The organism is Nocardioides sp. URHA0032, from assembly GCF_000620645.1.
Taxonomy (GTDB): Bacteria; Actinomycetota; Actinomycetes; order Propionibacteriales; family Nocardioidaceae; genus Nocardioides.
The window spans coordinates 306,469-325,747 of record NZ_JIAV01000014.1 but is presented as its reverse complement, the minus strand read 5'-3'; the positions used below and the strand labels follow the sequence as shown (position 1 = coordinate 325,747).

The following is a 19,279-nucleotide window of genomic DNA, read 5'->3' as shown; positions in this document are numbered from 1 at the left end:
AACCGCACAAGAGTATCCGATGCGCCCGCCCCGCCTGAAATCGAGCGGAAGCCACTAGCCTGTGGCACTCATCAACACCCGGCCAGTGTCCCCGATCGAGGACGACGATGGAAACTCCCCGCAGCGGACGCATCACGCTCGCGGTCGTGCTGCGGTTCGTCGACATCGCGGTGGACGCGCTGGCCGCGGCGCGCGAGGAGATCGACGCGCTGAACGTCTACCCGGTTCCGGACGGCGACACGGGGACGAACCTCTACCTGACCATGTCGGCCGCGCGGGACGCCGTCCGCGACGCAGCGGGCGGTGACGCGGACGCCGACCCGGGTACGGCGCTGGCGGCGTTCGCGCGCGGTGCGCTCCTCGGGGCGCGGGGCAACTCGGGCGTGATCCTCAGCGAGATGCTCGGGGCGATCGGCCGGCGGATCGCGCAGGCGGATCCGGGGGAGCGGAACGCCCACGTGATGGCCGACGCGATCCGGCGCGCCTCCGACGCCAGCTACGCCGCGGTCGGCACCCCGGTGGAGGGCACCATGCTCACGGTCGGCCGCGCGGCGGCCGAGGCCGCAGCCGAGGCCGCGAAGGCGCCCGACGCACGCGCCCGGGACGTGTTCACCAGGGCTGCGGCAGCTGCCCGGGAGGCCCTGGCGCGGACGCCGGACCAGCTGCCCGCGCTCCGCGCCGCCGGTGTCGTCGACGCCGGGGGACGCGGGGTCTGCGTGATCCTGGACGCCGCGGAGACCGTCCTCACCGGGCGCCGTCCGACGCCCGTCACGGCACCCATCGGCAGCCATCAGATCCCGATCCCGCACGCTCCGAGCGGAGACCTCACATCCGAAGGCCCCGCCTACGAGGTGATGTACCTCCTCGACGCCGAGGACTCCGCCGTGCCCCCGCTCCGCGAGGCGCTCGCCGGCCTCGGCGACTCCCTCGTGGTCGTCGGCGGCGAGGGGCTCTGGAACGTCCACGTCCACGTCGACGACGTCGGAGCAGCCGTCGAGGCAGGCATCGCGGCCGGCCGGCCGTACCGGATCCGGGTCACCCACTTCGCCGAGCAGGTCGCCGAGGCGCGCCCCCGCACCACGACCCGCACCGGGCGCAGGGTCGTCGCGGTCGCCGCCGGACCCGGCCTCGCGGCGCTGTTCGAGGAGGCCGGTGCGGTCGTCGTGACCGGCGGTCCCGGGCAACGGCCGTCCACCGGGCAGCTCCTGGAGGCGATCACCACGTGCAACGCCGCGGAGGTGATCGTGCTGCCCAACGACCAGGACACGGTGCGGGTCGCGCAGATCGCGGCACGGACGGCGGAGGCCGACTCCGGCGGCGCGATCCGGGTCGCGGTGATCCCGACCCACGCGCAGGTCACCGGCCTGGCCGCCGTCGCCGTGCACGAGCCCGGGCGCGCGTTCGACCAGGACGTGCTCGAGATGACCGCGACCGCGCGGCACGCCCGCCAGGGCGCGGTGACGGTCGCCGCCCGGCAGGCGATGACGATGGCCGGGCCGTGCGAGCCCGGCGACGTGCTGGGGGTGGTGTCGGGCGACTTCGTCGTCGTCGGGCAGGAGCTCTACGACGTCGCGACCAGCGTGCTCGACCGCCTGCTGGCGGGCGGTGGCGAGCTGGTCACGGTCGTCGCCGGCGCGGACGACGCGGAGGGCTCGCTGGCCACCCGGTGTGCGGCGTACGTCGAGGAGCACCACCCCGTTGTCGACGTCGTGGTGTACGACGGTGGCCAGGAGCGGTACCCGCTCCTGGTGTCGGTCGAGTGAGCGGACGGACGGAGTGACGGGGTGATCGATCTCGACTCGCCGGTGGTCGCCGTGCTCGGCGACCACAAGAAGAAGCGCGAGGCGATCGAGGAGAAGCTCGGCCTGCGCACGGTCGGCGACCTGCTGCACCACTTCCCTCGCCGGTACGTCAAGACCGGCGAGCTGACCCGCATCGACGAGCTGCACGAAGGCGACGTGCTCACCGTCGTCGGCCAGATCGCCAGCAGCAACCTGGCCACCTACAAGGACCGCCGCACCGGCCGCCCGGCGTACCGCGTGGACGTCACGGTCCGCACCGACGGCCCGTCGTTCCGCATCTCGATGTTCGCGAAGAACGAGAAGGTCGGCCGCTGGCAGCAGCAGCAGCGGATGCCGGTGGGGCGGCGCGGCATCTTCCTCGGCAAGGTCAGCAGCTTCCGGGGGGAGTGGCAGCTCACGCACCCCCAGGTCGTGCTGTTCGGGACGCCGGACGAGGACGCGGCCCAGCTCTCGCTGGACGCGATCGGCGAGTTCTACCCGATCTACCCGCTGACCAAGGGCGTGGACTCGTGGGACCTCCAGCGCGCGGTCGCGTTCGCGCTCACGGTCCTCGAGGACGTCCCCGACGTGGTGCCGGAGGCAGTACGCCGGCAGTACGACCTGCTCGACGTCCGCACGGCGCTGGAGCGCGTCCACAACCCGCACGACCAGGGCGAGATCAGCAGCGCGCAGCGGAGGTTCCGGTTCGAGGAGGCGCTGGTCACCCAGCTGGTGCTCGCGAAGCGCCGCCGGGTGCTGCGCGAGCAGGGTGCTCGGGCACGCACCGGCGACCAGGGCGGCCTGCTGGCCGCCTTCGACGAGCGGCTGCCGTTCGAGCTGACCGACGGCCAGCGCGAGATCGGGGCCCGGCTCGAGGAGGACCTCGCGCAGCCGCACCCGATGAACCGCCTGCTCCAGGGCGAGGTCGGCTCCGGCAAGACCGTGGTCGCGCTCCGGGCGATGCTGCGTGTCGTCGACTCCGGGGGCCAGGCCGCACTGCTCGCCCCCACCGAGGTGCTCGCCCAGCAGCACCACCGCTCGATCACCGCGCTCCTCGGCGACCTCGCCACCGGGGGCATGCTCGGCGGCGCCGCCGACGCCACGAACGTCGAGCTGCTGACCGGCTCGATGACCAAGGCCCAGCGGACCGGGCCGATGTCGCGGATCGCCACCGGCGAGGCCGGCATCGTGATCGGCACCCACGCGCTGCTCGAGGAGAAGGTGATCTTCGCCGACCTCGGCCTGGTGGTCGTCGACGAGCAGCACCGGTTCGGCGTCGAGCAGCGCGCCGCGCTCACCGACAAGGCCGGCACCCCGCCGCACGTGCTCGTGATGACGGCGACCCCGATCCCGCGCACCGTCGCGATGACGGTCTTCGGCGACCTGGAGACCTCGACGCTCACCGAGCTGCCGGCCGGCCGGGCACCGATCCAGACGAACGTCGTGGCGCTGGCCGAGCGCCCCACGTGGTTCGGCCGGGTGTGGGAGCGGGTGCGCGAGGAGGTCGGCAAGGGCCACCAGGCGTACGTCGTGTGCCCGCGGATCACCGGCGACGAGCAGGAGCAGGGCGAGAGCGACCAGCTCGACCTCGACGAGGACGGCGACGTCATGCCCGCCGCCAGCCCCGCCGGCGGACTGGCCGCCGTCGAGGAGGTCGCGGTCCAGCTCGCCGAGGGACCGCTGGCCGGCCTGCGGGTCGAGAAGCTGCACGGCCGGATGCCGCCGGACGAGAAGGACCGCGTGATGCGCGCGTTCGCCGCCGGCGAGATCGACGTGCTGGTCTCCACGACCGTGATCGAGGTCGGCGTCGACGTCGCCAACGCGACCGCGATGGTGCTGCTCGACGCCGAGCGGTTCGGCGTCTCCCAGCTGCACCAGCTCCGCGGCCGGGTCGGACGCGGCGGCCTGCCCGGCCTGTGCCTGCTGGTCTCCCACGCCGAGCCCGGCTCGCCCGCACGCGACCGGCTGGACGCCGTCGCCGCGACGACCGACGGCTTCGAGCTCAGCCGCGTGGACCTCGAGCAGCGCCGCGAGGGCGACGTTCTCGGGAAGTCGCAGTCGGGATACCGCTCGGGGTTGCAGAATCTCCGGGTGCTACGTGACGAGAAGACGATCCTGCAGGCCCGCGAGGCCGCGAACGCCCTCCTCGACGCCGACCCCCGGCTCCGCCAGGCGCCCGACCTGGCCGCCGAGGTGGCCCGCCTCGAGGAGTCGGTCCAGTCCGGCTTCATGGAGAAGTCGTGATCCCGCCCGACGCGTGCTCGCTCGGCTCCGTTCCGACAGAGGACGCCGGAACGCCATGACCCGCATCATCGGGGGAGCGGCCGGTGGCCGTCGCATCAACACGCCTCGAGGCGCGGCCACCCGTCCGACCAGCGACCGGGTGCGTGAGGCGTTGTTCTCGGCGATCGAGTCGTGGTGCGGTTCCCTGCACGGCCTGCGCTTCCTCGACCTGTACGCCGGCTCCGGCGCCATCGGCCTGGAAGCCTGGTCGCGCGGTGCGGGCGTGGTGACGTTGGTCGAGTCGGACCGCCGCACGGCCGCGCTGATCGCCGACAACGCCCGCACGCTCGGGTTCGCGAAGGCCGACGTCGTGTGCGCGCCCGTCGGCAGCACCCTGGCGCGGCCCCCGACCGCGCCGTACGACGTGGTCTTCATGGACCCGCCCTACCCGCTCGGCGACGCCGCGGTCGCGGAGGACCTCGGCCGGCTGGCCGCCGGCGGCTGGCTGGTGCCCGCCGCGATGCTGGTCGTCGAGCGCTCGTCGCGGAGCCCGGAACCGGTCTGGCCGGCCCACGTCGCCGGCACCCGCTCGAAGAGGTACGGCGAGACGACGCTGTGGTACGCCGAGTCCGACTCCGTGAAGCGATAGCCTCCACGCCATGACCCGCGCGGTGTGCCCCGGATCCTTCGACCCGGTGACCAACGGGCACCTCGACATCATCCGGCGCGCGGCCGTGATCTTCGACGAGCTCGTCGTCGCGACGGGGACGAACCCGTCCAAGTCCCGGCTGTTCCAGCCCGACGAGCGGCTCGAGATGCTGCGCGAGGTGTGCTCCGGCCTCCCGAACGTGACGGTCAGCGGCTTCAGCGGCCTGATCGTCGACTTCTGCCGCGAGATCGGCGCCCAGGCGATCGTGAAGGGCCTGCGCGGCGGCAGCGACTACGAGTACGAGCTGCCGATGGCCCAGATGAACGCCCACCTGACCGGCGTCGAGACCGTGTTCCTCACCACGAACGCCTCGTGGGGGTACGTCTCGTCCAGCCTGGTGAAGGAGGTCGCCTCGCTCGGTGGAGACGTCTCCGCCCTCGTTCCGCCCGGCGTGCACACCCGGCTGCTCGAGCGGCTGTCCTGACGCATTTGGCCGCGCGCCCGGCCGACCGGTACGCTTCTCGCTGATCTGTTTGTGCCTGAATCCGGAAGTGAAAACCTGAGCAGCCTGGACCCGAGAGCGCCGCTCGTGCTCGACACCCGCGAGCTCGGCCGCCGCCCGGGGTCCCAGCGCGAGGTGACGCGGACGGTTCCGGCACCGGCAGATCTGGGCATCGAAGTCCTCCATGTCCCGGAAGGATCGCCGGTCGAGCTCGACCTGCGGCTGGAAGCGGTCATGGAGGGTGTGCTGGTCACCGGTTCGGCCTCGGCCGAGCTCGCCGGTGAGTGCGCGCGGTGCCTGGAGCGGATCGACGACGAGATCGAGGTCCGGTTCCAGGAGCTGTTCGTGTACGACGACCAGGACTACTCCTCCGGGGAGGACGACGAGGTCAGCATGCTCGAGGGAGACCTGGTCGACCTCGAGACCCTGCTGCGGGACGCGGTGGTGCTCGCACTACCGTTCCAGCCCTTGTGCGAGGACGACTGTCCCGGACTGTGCCCCGACTGCGGGGCCCGGCTCAAGGACGACCCGGACCACTCGCACGAGGAGCCGGTGGACCCCCGTTGGGCAGGGCTGGCCGCCCTGAAGCAGGACGAGCAGGACCAAGACTGACGTTCAGGACCGGAGACCCGGTCTCGATAGAGGAGAAAACAGTGGCTGTCCCGAAGCGGAAGATGTCGCGCAGCAACACGCGCCACCGTCGTTCGGCCTGGAAGGCCGTCGCGCCGACCCTGGTGACGTGCGCGAACCCCGCCTGCGGTGCCAAGCACCTGCCGCACCGGGCGTGCGGCGAGTGCGGTCAGTACGGCGCACGCGCCGACCGTCGTCAGGTCCTCTGACCGGACCCGGTCCGCTGACCAACTACGCCGAGCTCCGAGCAGCGCTCGGGGATCCTGTCCTGGACCCCGAGCTCCTCGAGCGTGCCCTCACCCACCGTTCCTTCGCGTACGAGAACGGTGGCCTGCCGACCAACGAGCGGCTGGAGTTCCTGGGGGACTCCGTGCTCGGCGTGGTCGTCACCGAGACGCTGTACCGCACCCACCCGGACCTCTCCGAGGGTCGGCTCGCGAAGCTCCGCGCCGCCGTCGTGAACGCTCGTGCCCTGGCCGAGGTCGGTCGTGACATCGGCGTCGGCGGCCACGTGAAGCTCGGCCGCGGCGAGGAGTCGACGGGCGGCCGCAACAAGGCATCGATCCTCTCCGACACGGTCGAGGCCGTCATCGGCGCCGTGCACCTCAGCGGCGGCTTCGAGACCTCCGCGGACGTCGTCCACCGCCTCTTCGACCCCCTGATCGAGGCTGCGTCCGCGCTGGGCGCCGGCCTCGACTGGAAGACCTCCCTCCAGGAGCTGTCCGCCGAGCACGGGCTCGGTGTCCCCGAGTACGTCATCGAGGACGACGGTCCCGACCACATGAAGACGTTCACCGCGCAGGTGCGGGTCGGCGACGGCCTCTACGGCAACGGCGTGGGCCGTTCCAAGAAGGAGGCCGAGCAGGCCGCCGCCGAGACGGCGTACGGCGAGATCGCCACGGACCTCGGGGTCGAGGACCCGGCGCTCGACGCCGCTGCCCACGCCGTCCGCAAGAGCTGATCCCCGGCCGCCGTGCCTGAGCTGCCCGAGGTCGAGGTCGTCCGGGCCGGCATCGAGCGCCACGTCGTCGGCGCCACGATCGCCCGCGTCGACGTCCTCCACCCGCGCCCGGTGCGTCGCGACCTGCGCGGCCCCGACGGCTTCGCCGCGGCCCTGGCCGGGCGCCGGGTCGAGGCCGCCCGGCGGCGCGGCAAGTACCTCTGGCTCCCGCTCGACAACGGCGACGCGCTGCTCGGCCACCTCGGCATGAGCGGCCAGATCCTCGTCCAGCCCGCCGACGCTCCCGACGAGCGGCACCTCCGGGTCCGGTTCGCCCTCGACGGGGCGGACGAGGACCGCGAGATGCGGTTCGTCGACCAGCGCATGTTCGGCGGGCTCTCGATCTCCGATGCCGGCGCCGACCTGCCGCCGGAGATCGCACACATCGCCCGGGACCCGCTCGACCCGGAGTTCGACGAGGACCTCTTCGTCCGCAAGGTCCGCAAGCGGTCCTCCGGCATCAAGCGCCAGCTGCTCGACCAGAACCTCGTGTCCGGCGTCGGCAACATCTACGCCGACGAGGCGCTCTGGCGGGCCCGGCTGCACGGCGAGCGGCCCGGCGACCGGCTCACCGCCACCCAGGTCCGTGAGCTGCTCGGGCACGCCCGCGCGGTGATGGTCGCCGCGCTGGGGGAGGGCGGGACGTCGTTCGACGCGCTGTACGTGAACGTGAACGGTGAGTCGGGCTACTTCGACCGCTCCCTACACGCCTACGGCCGTGAGGGAGAGCCGTGCGACCGGTGCGGCGCACCGGTGCGGCGGGTCGCCTTCATGAACCGCTCGTCGTACTTCTGCCCGGTCTGCCAGCCCCCTCCGCGGCGGCGCCGGCCACGCCCGGAGGCGTCGGCCGTCCCGGATTGACCATGCGGGCCCCGGGTGGGACTCTTGAAGACGGCCCGCCACCGCGGGCGACCCCTCACGACCCGGAAGGTCCATCCATGGCCAAGGCGCTGATCGGATACATGAACAGCGACCTGCGGACCCCCGCCCGACTCGTAGCCGAGAACGACCGGTTGCGTGCGCGCGTGGGCGAGCTCGAGGCGCTGGTCCTGCGCCTCAGCGAGGAGAACGACAGGCTGACGGCCGCACAGGCCGCGACGCTTCTCGACATCGAGGCCGCCTCGATGCACCAGGAGATGCAGCCCGCCTGATCCCCGAAATCGAGTCGCCTCCCGAGGACTCGGCCGACTAGTCTCGCTCCCTTGTGAGCAGCCTGGTCGAGATCGTCGCGCCCCGCCGGTTCGGCGTCGGGTTCCGCTGGCTGCTCGCGTCCTCGTGGGTCTCGAACCTCGGCGACGGCATCGCGCTGGCCGCCGGCCCGCTGCTGGTCGCCTCGATGACGCACGACCCGTTCCTCGTCGCCCTCGGCGCGCTGCTCCAGTGGCTGCCGCCGCTGGTCTTCGGGCTCCTGGCGGGCGCGCTCGCCGACCGGCTCGACCGGCGGCTCATCATCGTCACCGTCGACCTGCTCCGCGCCGGCGTCCTGGTGCTGCTGACCGTCGCGGTCGCCACCGACGTCGCATCGATCGCGCTGGTGCTCCTGGCGATGTTCCTGCTCGGGACGGCGGAGGTGTTCGCCGACAACACCTCCTCGACGCTGATGCCGATGTTGGTGCACCGCGACGACCTGGCGATCGCGAACTCGCGGCTGGTGACCGGCTTCATCACCGTCAACCAGCTCGCCGGGCCGCCGATCGGGGCGGCGCTGTTCGCGGTCGGCCACGCCGTGCCGTTCGCCGCCCAGGCGAGCGTGGTCGCACTGGGCGCCGTGCTCATCTCCAGAGTGGTCCTCCCGCCGCACCGCCGCGAGCGGACCCGCGACACGCAGCTGCGCCACGCGCTGTCCGGTGACATCGCCGAGGCGTTCCGCTGGGTGCTGCACAACGCGGCGGTGCGGACCCTGGTCCTGACGATCTTCGTCTTCAACATCACCTTCGGCGCGGCCTGGTCGATCCTCGTCCTCTACGCGACGCAGCGGCTGGGGATGGGCGCGATCGGGTTCGGCCTGCTCACGACCTTCTCGGCGGTCGGCGGGCTGGTCGGCACCCTCTCCTACGGCTGGATCACCCGGCGGCTCAGCCTCGGCAACATCATGCGGATCGGGCTCGTCTTCGAGACCTTCACCCACCTGGCCCTGGCGCTGACCCGCACCCCGTGGGTCGCGCTCGGCATCTTCTTCGTGTTCGGCGCCCACGCGTTCATCTGGGGGACCACGTCGATGACGGTGCGCCAGCGCGCCGTGCCGACCGAGCTCCAGGGCCGGGTCGGCAGCGTGAACCTGGTCGGCACGTACGGCGGCCTCGTGATCGGCTCCGCCGTCGGCGGCGTGCTCGCCCAGCACTGGGGCGTGACCGCTCCGTTCTGGTTCGCGTTCGCCGGCTCCGCGCTCTTCGTGGTGCTGATCTGGGGGCAGCTCACCCACATCGCGCACGCCGACGAGGCGAGCGAGCCCTGAAGTACCGGACGACTCGGCGATGACGCGGATGCGGCACCTGGAGCGTGGCTGCCGGTATCGTGAGGCTCGCTGAGCTTCCCCCTTGGCCTGCTGCGATGATGCAGCCTTCGTCCTCAGCGGTGACGAAACCGACGACCGATGAGCTGGGAGCCGCACGTTGTACCTGAAGAGCCTGACCCTCAAGGGGTTCAAGTCCTTCGCCTCGTCGACCACGCTGCAGCTCGAGCCCGGGATCACCTGCATCGTGGGTCCGAACGGCTCCGGCAAGTCCAACGTCGTCGACGCGCTCGCCTGGGTGATGGGTGAGCAGGGCGCCAAGTCGCTGCGCGGCGGCAAGATGGAGGACGTCATCTTCGCCGGCACCTCGGGCCGCCCGCCGCTGGGCCGCGCCGAGGTCGTGCTGACCATCGACAACGCCGACGGCGCGCTGCCGATCGAGTACGCCGAGGTCACGATCAGCCGCACCATGTTCCGCTCCGGCGGCTCGGAGTACGCCATCAACGGCAACCCGTGCCGGCTGCTCGACGTCCAGGAGCTCCTGTCCGACTCCGGCATCGGCCGGGAGATGCACGTGATCGTCGGGCAGGGCCAGCTCGACACGATCCTGCACGCGACCCCCGAGGACCGCCGCGGGTTCATCGAGGAGGCCGCCGGCGTCCTCAAGCACCGCAAGCGCAAGGAGAAGGCGCTCCGCAAGCTCGACTCCACCGAGGGCAACCTGACCCGGCTCAACGACCTCCTCAGCGAGATCCGCCGCCAGCTCAAGCCGCTCGGCCGGCAGGCCGAGGTGGCCCGCCGCGCGCAGACCGTGCAGGCCGACGTGCGCGACGCCCGCGCCCGGCTGATGGCCGACGACCTGGTCGTCGCCCGCACCGCGCTCGAGCAGGAGATGGCCGACGAGTCGATCCTGGTCGCGCGCCGCGAGCAGGTGGAGGCCCAGACGGCGACGGCCCGTGAGCACGAGGCGCAGCTCGAGGCGGCCCTCCGTGAGGACCTGCCGGCCCTGGCGCGGGCGCAGGAGACCTGGTTCGCGCTCTCCGGGCTGCGCGAGCGGCTGCGCGGCACCCAGTCGCTGGCCGCCGAGCGGGTCCGCAACGCCGCCGGCACCGCCGACGTCGAGGCCGCCCGGTCGGGCCGCGACCCCGAGCAGCTCGAGGCCGAGGCGGCGCAGGTCCGAGAGGAGGAGCAGCGGATCGCCGCCGAGGTCGACGCCCACCGCACGGCGCTCGAGCACGCGGTCACGGCCCGCAGGGCCGCCGAGGACGCCGCCGCGGAGGAGGACCGGAAGATCGTCGCCCTCCAGCGCGCCGCCGCCGATCGCCGCGAGGGGCTGGCCCGGCTGCACGGCCAGGTCAACGCGATGAAGTCCCGCGCCTCCGCCGCCGACGAGGAGGTGGGCCGCCTGACCCTGGCCCGCGAGGAGGCGGTCGCGCGAGCCGACCGCGCCCAGCGCGACTTCACCGCGCTCGAGACCAAGGTCGCCGGCCTGGACGCCGGCGAGGAGGGCCTCGACGCGGAGCACGAGGCCGCCACCGCCCTCCTCGACGACGTCGAGGAGCGGCTGGCCAAGGCCCGCGACGAGGCACGCCAGGCGGACCGGGACCGGACCGCGCTCGCGGCCCGCAAGGACGCCCTCGAGATGGGCCTCAACCGCAAGGACGGCGCCGGCGCGCTGCTGGCCGCCTCCGACCAGGTCTCCGGCCTGCTCGGGTCGGTCGCCGCCCTGCTCACGGTCCGCAGCGGCTTCGAGGCCGCCGTCGCCCAGGCGCTGGGCGCGGCCGCGGACGCCGTCGCCGTGACCGACGCCGACGCCGCGGTCCGCGCGATCGGCCACCTCAAGGACGACGACCTCGGCCGCGCCGGAATGCTCCTCGGCGCGGGCCCTCCCCTGAATGGCGGAGCCGACCGCGACTGGCCCGGCCTCCCCGCCGGCGCGTCGTACGCCGTCGACGTCGTCGAGTGCCCCGAGCCGCTGCTCCCGGCTCTGACCCGCCTCCTGGACCGGGTCGCGGTCGTCGACGACCTCGACGCCGCGCGGGCGCTGGTCCGCGACCTGCCGGCGCTCACCGCGGTGACCCGCGAGGGCGACGTGCTCGGCGCCCACTACGCGTCCGGCGGATCGTCCAGCCAGCCCAGCCTGATCGAGGTGCAGGCCGCGGTCGACGAGGCCGCGGAGCAGCTCGCCGAGGCGATCGCCTCCTCCGAGCGGCTCGGGTTCGACATGTCGCGCCTCGAGGCGGAGCGGCTGGACGCGCAGAAGCGGGTCGACGTCGCACTCGCCAAGCTGCACGAGTCCGACGCCACGCTCGCGGCGGTCGCCGAGGAGCTCGGGCAGTACGGCTCCCAGGCCCGCGCCGCACGCGGCGAGGCCGACCGGCTCGCCGCGGCCATCGAGAAGGCCGAGGAGGCCCGCACCCAGGCGGTCGCCGGGCTCACCGGCCTCGAGACCCGGCTGGCCGCCGCGGAGGACGCCCCCGACGAGGAGCCCGACACCAGCACCCGGGAGCGCCTGGTCGAGGAGGCCCGGGACGGGCGCCAGTCCGAGACCGACGCCCGGCTCGCGCTGCGGACGTCGGAGGAGCGCGCCCGGGCGATGCACGGCCGCGCCGACGCGCTGGTGCGCGCCGCGAACGCCGAGCGGGAGGCCCGCGCCCGGGCGGCCGAGAGGCGGGAGCGGCTGGTCCGCGAGGGCCGGGCCGCCGAGGCGGTCGGCGTCGCGGTCGCCTTCGTCCTGGCCCGGCTCGAGGTCTCCGTCCACCGGGCCGCCGAGGCACGCGCCGCGGTCGAGCAGTCGCGCAGCGGCCGCGAGCAGGAGCTCCGCGACGTCCGCGCCACGCTGCGCGACCTCGCCAAGGAGCACGACGAGCTGGTCAACTCCGTCCACCGCGACGAGATGGCCCGCACCCAGCAACGGATGCGGATCGAGCAGCTCGAGGAGCGCGCGCTGGAGGAGCTCGGCCTGGACGCCGACGGGCTGGTCGCCGACTACGGCCCCGACCAGCTGGTCCCGTTCAGTGGCGAGCCCGAGGAGGGCCAGGCGGCACCGGAGCCCGTGCCCTATGTCCGCGAGGAGCAGCAGAAGCGGCTCCGGATCGCGGAGCGTGCGCTGCGCGAGCTCGGCCGGGTGAACCCGCTCGCCCTCGAGGAGTTCTCCGCGATGGAGGAGCGGCACAAGTTCCTCACCGAGCAGCTCGAGGACCTCCGCAAGACCCGCAAGGACCTCCTGGACATCGTCCGCGAGGTCGACCAGCGGGTCGAGCAGGTCTTCACCGAGGCGTACGCCGACGTCAGCAAGGCGTTCGACGCAACGTTCGCTCGGCTGTTCCCAGGAGGTGAGGGCCGGTTGGTGCTCACCGACCCCGACGACATGCTCGCCACCGGGGTCGAGGTCGAGGCCCGCCCGCCCGGCAAGAAGGTCAAGCGCCTCTCGCTGCTCTCCGGCGGTGAGCGGTCGCTGGTCGCGGTGGCGTTCCTGGTGGCGCTGTTCAAGGCGCGGCCGTCGCCGTTCTACATCCTCGACGAGGTCGAGGCGGCGCTCGACGACACGAACCTGGGCCGGCTGCTGGAGATCTACGAGGAGCTGCGCGAGAACTCCCAGCTGCTCGTCATCACCCACCAGAAGCGGACCATGGAGGTGGGTGACGCCCTGTACGGCGTGACGATGCGCGGCGACGGCGTGTCCGCGGTCATCAGCCAGCGGCTCAGGGAAGCCGAGCCGGCGTAGTGCCGGCCGACCGACCGACCCGCGACCGGTACGTCCACTGGGAACGGGTCACCACCCGCTGGGCCGACATCGACGTCTACGGGCACATGAACAACGCCCGCTACTTCGAGATCATCGACACCGTCGTCAACAACCACATGGACCGGTCCCTGGGCGTCGACATCCGGACGCTGCCGGTCGTCGCCGTGGTCGCCGAGGTGGGCTGCCGCTACTTCGCGGAGGTCGGCTACCCGGACCCCGTCGACGTCGGCCTGTACGTCGAGCGCCTGGGCAGGTCCTCGGTCGTCTACAAGGTCGGGATCTTCCAGGGGGACGGCGACGAGGCGTCGGCCGAGGGCACCTTCGTGCACGTGTACGTCGACAACACCGACCCCGCGCGTCCCGTGACGCCCGTCCCCGACGTGATGCGCGCCGCACTCGCCCCGCTCCTGCGTGCCTGAATTCGTCCGCGTCCGGGTATGTGGCACGGTGGAGGAAGCCGATCTCGGGAGGTAGTCCGTGCTGTTCGTCGTCGTCGCCATGCTGGTCGTGCTGGTCGTGGCGGGACTCGTCGTCGTCTACGTTGCGTTCCCGCACCGTGGCGAGGAGGTCCCCAACGCTCCGTGGCTCGGCGAGATGATGAACCGGGCGGCCGACGCCGTGCCGGTCCTGGAGCTCGAGTACGAGGACTCCGAGCACCGCCTCTGAGCCCTGCTCTGCTTGGATTGAGCCATGGGTGACTGGCTCTACCTGATCATCGCCATCGCGGTCGTCGCGGTGGCGTCCGTCGTCGGCCTGGTCGCGTCCCGGCGCGGCCGCGGGCCCGCCGAGGTCGCCGCGCCGCCGCCGCCGGTGGCGGTCGAGGCGCCGACCGAGGTCGAGCCCGTCGCGCCCGCACCCGAGCCGGTCCTCGAGCGCCCGGAGGGTACGGCGTCCCGCCTGGTCCGGCTGCGCCAGCGGCTGGCCGGCTCGCAGGGTGGCCTCGGCCGCGGCCTGCTCGCGCTGCTCTCGCGCGACCGTCTCGACGAGGACACCTGGGAGTCGATCGAGGACACCCTGCTCACCGCCGACGTCGGCGTCGCGCCGACCCAGGAGCTCGTCGAGCACCTGCGGACCCGCCTGCGGGTCGAGGGCGGTCCCGTGGACGCCCGCACGGTGCTCCGCGAGGAGCTGCTGAACCTGGTCGGCCCGGACCTGGACCGACGCCTGCAGGTGAGCGGTGCCGACGGCAACCCCGGCGTCGTCCTCGTCGTCGGCGTGAACGGCTCCGGCAAGACCACCACCGTCGGCAAGATCTCGCGGATCCTGGTCGCGGAGGACCGCAAGGTCGTGCTCGGCGCCGCCGACACCTTCCGCGCCGCCGCCGTCGAGCAGCTCGCCACCTGGGGCGAGCGCGTGGGCGTCGACGTGGTCCGCGGCCCCGAGGGCACCGACCCCGCCAGCGTCGCGTTCGAGGCGGTCAAGGAGGGCGTCGCCACCGGAGCCGACACCGTCATCGTCGACACCGCCGGCCGGCTGCAGAACAAGGCCGGCCTGATGGACGAGCTCGGCAAGGTCAAGCGCGTCATCGAGAAGCAGGCGCCGGTCACCGAGGTGCTGCTCGTCCTCGACGCCACCACCGGCCAGAACGGCCTGATCCAGGCACGCGTCTTCAGCGAGGTCGTGAACGTCACCGGCATCGTGCTCACCAAGCTCGACGGCTCCGCCAAGGGCGGCATCGTGGTGCAGGTGCAGCGTGAGCTCGGCGTACCCGTGAAGCTGGTCGGCCTCGGCGAGGGTCCCGACGACCTGGCGCCGTTCGACGCCGGTGCGTTCGTCGACGCGCTCCTGGGCTGAGGACGCCCTTGAGGTTGTCGTAACACCGAAGTTACACACGGCGGGAACTCGTTGCACGACCGCAACAAGTGGCCACCGGTCCTGAAACCTCCGCCGCCGAGGGTCTTCCCCAATGGGGCGGACCCCGGGGCCGACAGCGCTGTCGCGGCCGAGCTCGCCCTCCCGAGATGTGATCCCTGGAGGTTCAGTGGACGGCTACTACGCCTGGATGATCGTGGCGACCGCCCTCGTCCTGATGATGACGACCCCGGCACTGGCTCTGTTCTACGGCGGCATGAGCCGCTCCAAGTCCGTGCTGAACATGATGATGATGTCGTACGTCGCGCTCGGCATCGTCGGCATCGTCTACGTGCTGTGGGGCTGGTCGATGGCCTTCGCCGGCGACGACGTCGGCAGCCTGTTCGGCAACCCGTTCGACGCCTGGGCGCTCAAGGACGTGCCGTGGGAGTCCTACATCGGCGGCGTGATGTTCCAGATGACGTTCGCGGCCATCACGGTGGCGCTGATCTCGGGTGCGATCGCGGACCGCGTCAAGCTGTCCGCCTGGGTGGTGTTCGTCCCGGTCTGGGTGACGATCTGCTACTTCCCGATCTCCCACCAGGTGTGGAGCACCGGTGTCGGCTTCGTGTCCAAGCACTTCGGCGCGCAGGACTACGCCGGTGGCACGGTCGTGCACATCAACGCCGGCGTCGCCGGCCTGGTGCTCGCGCTGGTGATCGGCAAGCGGGTCGGCTTCGGCAAGGAGCCGATGCGGCCGCACAACCTGACGCTGACCATGATCGGGGCCGGCCTGCTGTGGTTCGGCTGGTACGGCTTCAACGTCGGCTCGATGGTCTTCCTCGAGGGTGACGGCGGCGAGAAGGACATCGCCCAGTTCATGTCCGAGACCGGCGTGACGTTCCTGAACACCACGATCGCCACCTGCGCCGCGATGCTGGCCTGGCTGGTGATGGAGCGGGTCCTGCACGGCAAGGCCACCTCGCTGGGCGCCGCGTCCGGCATCGTGGCCGGCCTGGTCGCGATCACACCCTCCTGCGGCGCGGTCGACATCGCCGGCGCGATCGTGATCGGCCTGGTCGCCGGCGCGCTCTGCGCCTGGGCCGTCGGCCTGAAGTTCAAGCTCGGCATGGACGACTCGCTCGACGTCGTCGGTGTGCACCTCGTCGGCGGCCTCGTCGGCACGCTGCTGATCGGCCTCTTCTCGACCGCCAGCGCCCCCGGCGGCATCGACGGCCTGTTCTACGGCGGCGGACTCGGTTCACTCGGGGACCAGGCGGCCGCGGCGGGGTGGGCGATCCTCTGGACCGGCGTCCTGACCACGATCATCGCGTACGCCATCAAGTTCACGCTCGGCTGGCGGATCAGCGAGGAGGCCGAGGTCGAGGGCATCGACTCCGACCAGCACGGCGAGTCGGCGTACGACCTGCACGCCGGCCTGGGCGGGAGCACCGGCGGCGCCGGTTCCATCCTCGCGAAGAGCACCGTGACCGAAGGAGTGAACGCATGAAGCTCGTGACCGCGGTGATCAAGCCGCACAAGTGGGAGGACGTGCGCGAGGCGCTGGAGACCTTCGGCGTCACCGGCATGACCGTCAGCGAGGTCAGCGGCTACGGCCGGCAGAAGGGCCACACCGAGGTCTACCGCGGGGCGGAGTACGACATCGCGCTGGTGCCGAAGATCCGCATCGAGATCGTCGTCGGCGACGACGACGCGGACGACGTGGTGGGCATCGTGGTGAAGACCGCGCAGACCGGCCGGATCGGTGACGGCAAGGTGTGGGTCAGCCCCGTCGACACCGTGGTGCGGGTCCGCACCGGCGACCGGGACGACGCCGCGCTGTGAGGGCACACCGTGGCCCGGCTCCTCACGCAGGGGCGGGGCCACGGCGCCCCTCCGGCATGATCGGGCCATGAAGCTCGTCACCGCGGTCATCAAGCCGCACAAGTGGGAGGACGCCCGGACGGCGCTCGAGGCCGCCGGCGTGTCCGGGATGACCGTCAGCGAGGTCAACGGCTACGGGCGGCAGAAGGGCCACAAGGAGGTCTACCGGGGGGCGGAGTACGACGTGACCCTGGTGCCGAAGCTCCGGATCGAGATCGTGGTCGCCGACGAGGACGCCGCGGACATCGTGGACACGATCGTGCGCTCGGCCGTCACCGGCCAGATCGGCGACGGCAAGGTCTGGGTCACGCCGGTGGCGTCCGTCGTGCGGGTCCGCACGGGGGACCGGGACGAGAGGGCGATCTGACCACCCGATGACCTCCGACGACCGGGCCAGCAGGACGGCCGACGCCGACGCGCTGTGCGCGAAGGCCTACGAGCAGAGCGGCGGCCCGGAGTCGGGCGCGGCCCTCGTCGCCGTGGGCGGCTACGGCCGGGGCGAGCTCGCGCCGTACTCCGACCTCGACGTCGTGCTCGTCTCCGACGACGGCGTCGACGTGGCGGGGGTCGCGCAGCAGGTCTGGTACCCGCTGTGGGACTCGGGCACCAGGCTCGACCACTCGGTGCGGACGATGGCCGAGATGGTCGAGGCCGCGGATGCCGACCTCAAGGTGGCGCTCGGGCTGCTCGACGCCCGTCACCTGGCCGGTGACACCGGCCTGACGATGCGGCTGCGGACCACGATGCTGGCGCACTGGCGGCGCGGGTCCCGCGACCGGCTGCCGGCGCTGCGTGAGCTGGTGCGGACCCGGCACGAGCTGGTCGGCGAGCTCGCCCACCTCTCGGTGCCGGACGTGAAGGAGGCCGAGGGCGGACTCCGGGACGCGACCGTGCTCAAGGCGCTGGTCGCCACCTGGCTGGTCGACGTCCCGCACGTCGAGCTGGAGCGCAGCCGGCTGGCGCTGCTGGACGTGCGCGATGCCGTGCAGGTCGCGGCCGGGCGGGGGACCGACCGGATCGGCCCGGAGCTGTGGAGCGAGGTCGCGCACCGGCTCTACCTGTCGGACGCGCGCGCCGCCCAGGTGCACGTCCGCGAGCTCGGCCGGCGGATCGCGCACCTCTCCCACCTGACCTGGCGGCGGGCCGACGCCGCGCTCGCCGAGCCGGCCCGGCTCCGCGGGCCGCGCCGCCCGCAGCTGGAGCCGCTGGCGCCCGGCGTCGCGCTGTCGGCGGGCGAGGTCGTCCTCGACGCCCGCGCGAAGCCCGCCGAGGACCCGCTGCTGCTGCTCCGCGCCGCCGCGGAGGCGGCCGAGCGCGACGTCGTCCTCGCCCCCGCGACGGCCGCCCGCCTGGCCCGCCAGTCCGCACCGATGCCTGAGCCCTGGCCCGCGGAGGCACGGCGGCTGCTGGTGCGGCTCCTCGCCTCCGGTCGCGGGCTGCTGGCGGTCTGGGAGACACTGGAGGAGACCGGCGCGCTGCCGGCGGTCCTGCCCGAGTGGGAGCGGATCCGGCTGCTGCCGCACGCGTCCGCGATCCACCGGTTCACCGTCGACCGGCACGTCGTCGAGACCTGCGTCGAGGCGTCCGCGCTGATCCGCCAGGTCGGGCGGCCGGACGTGCTCATGGTCGCCGCGCTGCTGCACGACATCGGCAAGGGTGGCCTGACCGAGCACAGCGTCGCGGGCGAGCCGATCGCCCGCGAGATCGCGCGCCGGATCGGCTTCGATGCGGAGGCGGTGGACCTCGTGGCGAGCCTGGTGCGCTGGCACCTGCTGCTCGCCGAGACCGCCACCACCCGGGACCCCGACGACCCCGCGACCGTGGCCCTGGTCGTGTCCCGGCTCGGGTCGGTCGAGGCCCTGGACCTGCTGCTCGCGCTCACCGAGGCCGACGCGCGGGCCACGGCGCCCAAGGCGTGGTCCTCCTGGCGCTCCGGGCTGGTGCGCGACCTGGCCCGCCGGGCGCGGGTCGCGCTGGACACCGGCACCACGCTGCCGCCGATCGCGACCGACGACGTCGAGGTGCCGACGGTGGTCCGCCAGGGCGGCACCTCGGTCGCCGTGGAACCGGCTGCCGACGGCTGTCGGGTCACCGTCGTGGCGCTCGACCGGCTCGGGCTGCTGGCCGACCTCGCGGCGACGTTCGCGCTCGCGCGGATCCCCGTGCGTGCCGCGCGCGCGTGGTCGCAGGACCAGTACGCCGTGTCCGTCTGGGAGGTGGGGGAGCCCGGGCTCGACCCGGCCGTGCTGAAGCAGCGGTACGACGGGGTGGTCGACGGCCGCCGCGACGCGGGCCGGCGGCTGCGGCCGACCGACGTCGCCGGGCTCGAGCCGACGGTCGTCGTACGCCCCGAGGCCTCCGCCCAGGCGACGGTGCTGGAGGTGCGGACCGCGGACCGGCCGGGTGTGGTCTACCTGGTCTGCGCCGCACTGGCCGCGCTCGACGTCGCCGTCCGATCGGCGCACGTGGACACCCTCGGCCCGCAGGCCGTGGACGTGTTCTACCTCCAGGAGCCGGGCGCCGGTGCCCTCCCCGACACCCGGGCGGCCGAGGCCGCGCACGCCGTACGCGCCGCGCTTTCGGGTGGTTCGAGGCCCCCCGGTTAGGCTGGGCGGACGC

General features: G+C 72.9%; 18 protein-coding genes. All 18 read left to right on the top strand.

Annotation, left to right across the window (positions count from 1 at the left end):
• Positions 1 to 107: 107 nt before the first annotated feature.
• On the top strand, positions 108 to 1,763 hold the full coding sequence (locus N538_RS0103605) for a DAK2 domain-containing protein (RefSeq protein WP_036569290.1): 1,656 nt from the start codon (positions 108 to 110) through the stop codon (positions 1,761 to 1,763).
• 21 nt (positions 1,764 to 1,784) lie between these two features.
• Complete coding sequence (locus N538_RS0103600) at positions 1,785 to 4,025, top strand: ATP-dependent DNA helicase RecG (RefSeq protein ID WP_028636161.1); 2,241 nt, start codon at positions 1,785 to 1,787, stop codon at positions 4,023 to 4,025.
• Positions 4,026 to 4,080: 55 nt separating this feature from the next.
• Positions 4,081 to 4,653: a 16S rRNA (guanine(966)-N(2))-methyltransferase RsmD gene (gene rsmD, locus N538_RS0103595; RefSeq protein WP_028636160.1), complete on the top strand. Its 573-nt coding sequence runs from the start codon at positions 4,081 to 4,083 to the stop codon at positions 4,651 to 4,653.
• A 10-nt stretch (positions 4,654 to 4,663) separates the two neighbouring features.
• Positions 4,664 to 5,137: a pantetheine-phosphate adenylyltransferase gene (gene coaD, locus N538_RS0103590; protein WP_028636159.1), complete on the top strand. Its 474-nt coding sequence runs from the start codon at positions 4,664 to 4,666 to the stop codon at positions 5,135 to 5,137.
• A gap of 105 nt (positions 5,138 to 5,242) precedes the next feature.
• Positions 5,243 to 5,767 (top strand): YceD family protein, encoded by a 525-nt coding sequence (locus tag N538_RS0103585; RefSeq protein WP_231496125.1) that lies wholly within the window; start codon positions 5,243 to 5,245, stop codon positions 5,765 to 5,767.
• A 41-nt stretch (positions 5,768 to 5,808) separates the two neighbouring features.
• Positions 5,809 to 5,994, top strand: a complete 186-nt coding sequence (gene rpmF / locus N538_RS27845; protein WP_081790257.1) for a 50S ribosomal protein L32 — start codon at positions 5,809 to 5,811, stop codon at positions 5,992 to 5,994.
• Entirely contained in the window at positions 5,949 to 6,746 is a 798-nt protein-coding gene (gene rnc / locus N538_RS23700) for a ribonuclease III (protein ID WP_081790256.1), read from the top strand. The genes rpmF and rnc overlap by 46 nt, the downstream gene beginning before the upstream one ends.
• 12 nt (positions 6,747 to 6,758) lie before the next feature.
• Positions 6,759 to 7,646: a bifunctional DNA-formamidopyrimidine glycosylase/DNA-(apurinic or apyrimidinic site) lyase gene (mutM, locus tag N538_RS0103575; protein WP_028636157.1), complete on the top strand. Its 888-nt coding sequence runs from the start codon at positions 6,759 to 6,761 to the stop codon at positions 7,644 to 7,646.
• Positions 7,647 to 7,723: 77 nt separating this feature from the next.
• Positions 7,724 to 7,936, top strand: a complete 213-nt coding sequence (locus N538_RS0103570; protein WP_028636156.1) for a hypothetical protein — start codon at positions 7,724 to 7,726, stop codon at positions 7,934 to 7,936.
• Positions 7,937 to 7,989: 53 nt separating this feature from the next.
• A complete protein-coding gene (locus N538_RS0103565; RefSeq protein ID WP_028636155.1) occupies positions 7,990 to 9,240 on the top strand; it encodes an MFS transporter in 1,251 nt (416 codons plus the stop codon).
• Positions 9,241 to 9,397: 157 nt separating this feature from the next.
• Positions 9,398 to 12,964, top strand: a complete 3,567-nt coding sequence (smc, locus tag N538_RS0103560) for a chromosome segregation protein SMC (RefSeq protein WP_028636154.1) — start codon at positions 9,398 to 9,400, stop codon at positions 12,962 to 12,964.
• Positions 12,964 to 13,404: an acyl-CoA thioesterase gene (locus N538_RS0103555; RefSeq protein ID WP_028636153.1), complete on the top strand. Its 441-nt coding sequence runs from the start codon at positions 12,964 to 12,966 to the stop codon at positions 13,402 to 13,404. The genes smc and N538_RS0103555 overlap by 1 nt, the downstream gene beginning before the upstream one ends.
• 58 nt (positions 13,405 to 13,462) lie before the next feature.
• Complete coding sequence (locus N538_RS0103550; RefSeq protein ID WP_028636152.1) at positions 13,463 to 13,651, top strand: hypothetical protein; 189 nt, start codon at positions 13,463 to 13,465, stop codon at positions 13,649 to 13,651.
• Between the two features lie 24 nt (positions 13,652 to 13,675).
• Positions 13,676 to 14,779: a signal recognition particle-docking protein FtsY gene (ftsY, locus tag N538_RS0103545; RefSeq protein ID WP_028636151.1), complete on the top strand. Its 1,104-nt coding sequence runs from the start codon at positions 13,676 to 13,678 to the stop codon at positions 14,777 to 14,779.
• Between the two features lie 187 nt (positions 14,780 to 14,966).
• A complete protein-coding gene (locus N538_RS0103540; RefSeq protein WP_231496124.1) occupies positions 14,967 to 16,286 on the top strand; it encodes an ammonium transporter in 1,320 nt (439 codons plus the stop codon).
• Positions 16,283 to 16,621: a P-II family nitrogen regulator gene (locus N538_RS0103535; RefSeq protein WP_028636149.1), complete on the top strand. Its 339-nt coding sequence runs from the start codon at positions 16,283 to 16,285 to the stop codon at positions 16,619 to 16,621. The genes N538_RS0103540 and N538_RS0103535 overlap by 4 nt, the downstream gene beginning before the upstream one ends.
• Positions 16,622 to 16,688: 67 nt before the next feature.
• On the top strand, positions 16,689 to 17,027 hold the full coding sequence (locus N538_RS0103530) for a P-II family nitrogen regulator (protein ID WP_028636148.1): 339 nt from the start codon (positions 16,689 to 16,691) through the stop codon (positions 17,025 to 17,027).
• Between the two features lie 7 nt (positions 17,028 to 17,034).
• Positions 17,035 to 19,266, top strand: coding sequence for a [protein-PII] uridylyltransferase (locus tag N538_RS23695; protein ID WP_051548684.1), 2,232 nt, complete (start codon positions 17,035 to 17,037; stop codon positions 19,264 to 19,266).
• Positions 19,267 to 19,279: the final 13 nt, after the last annotated feature.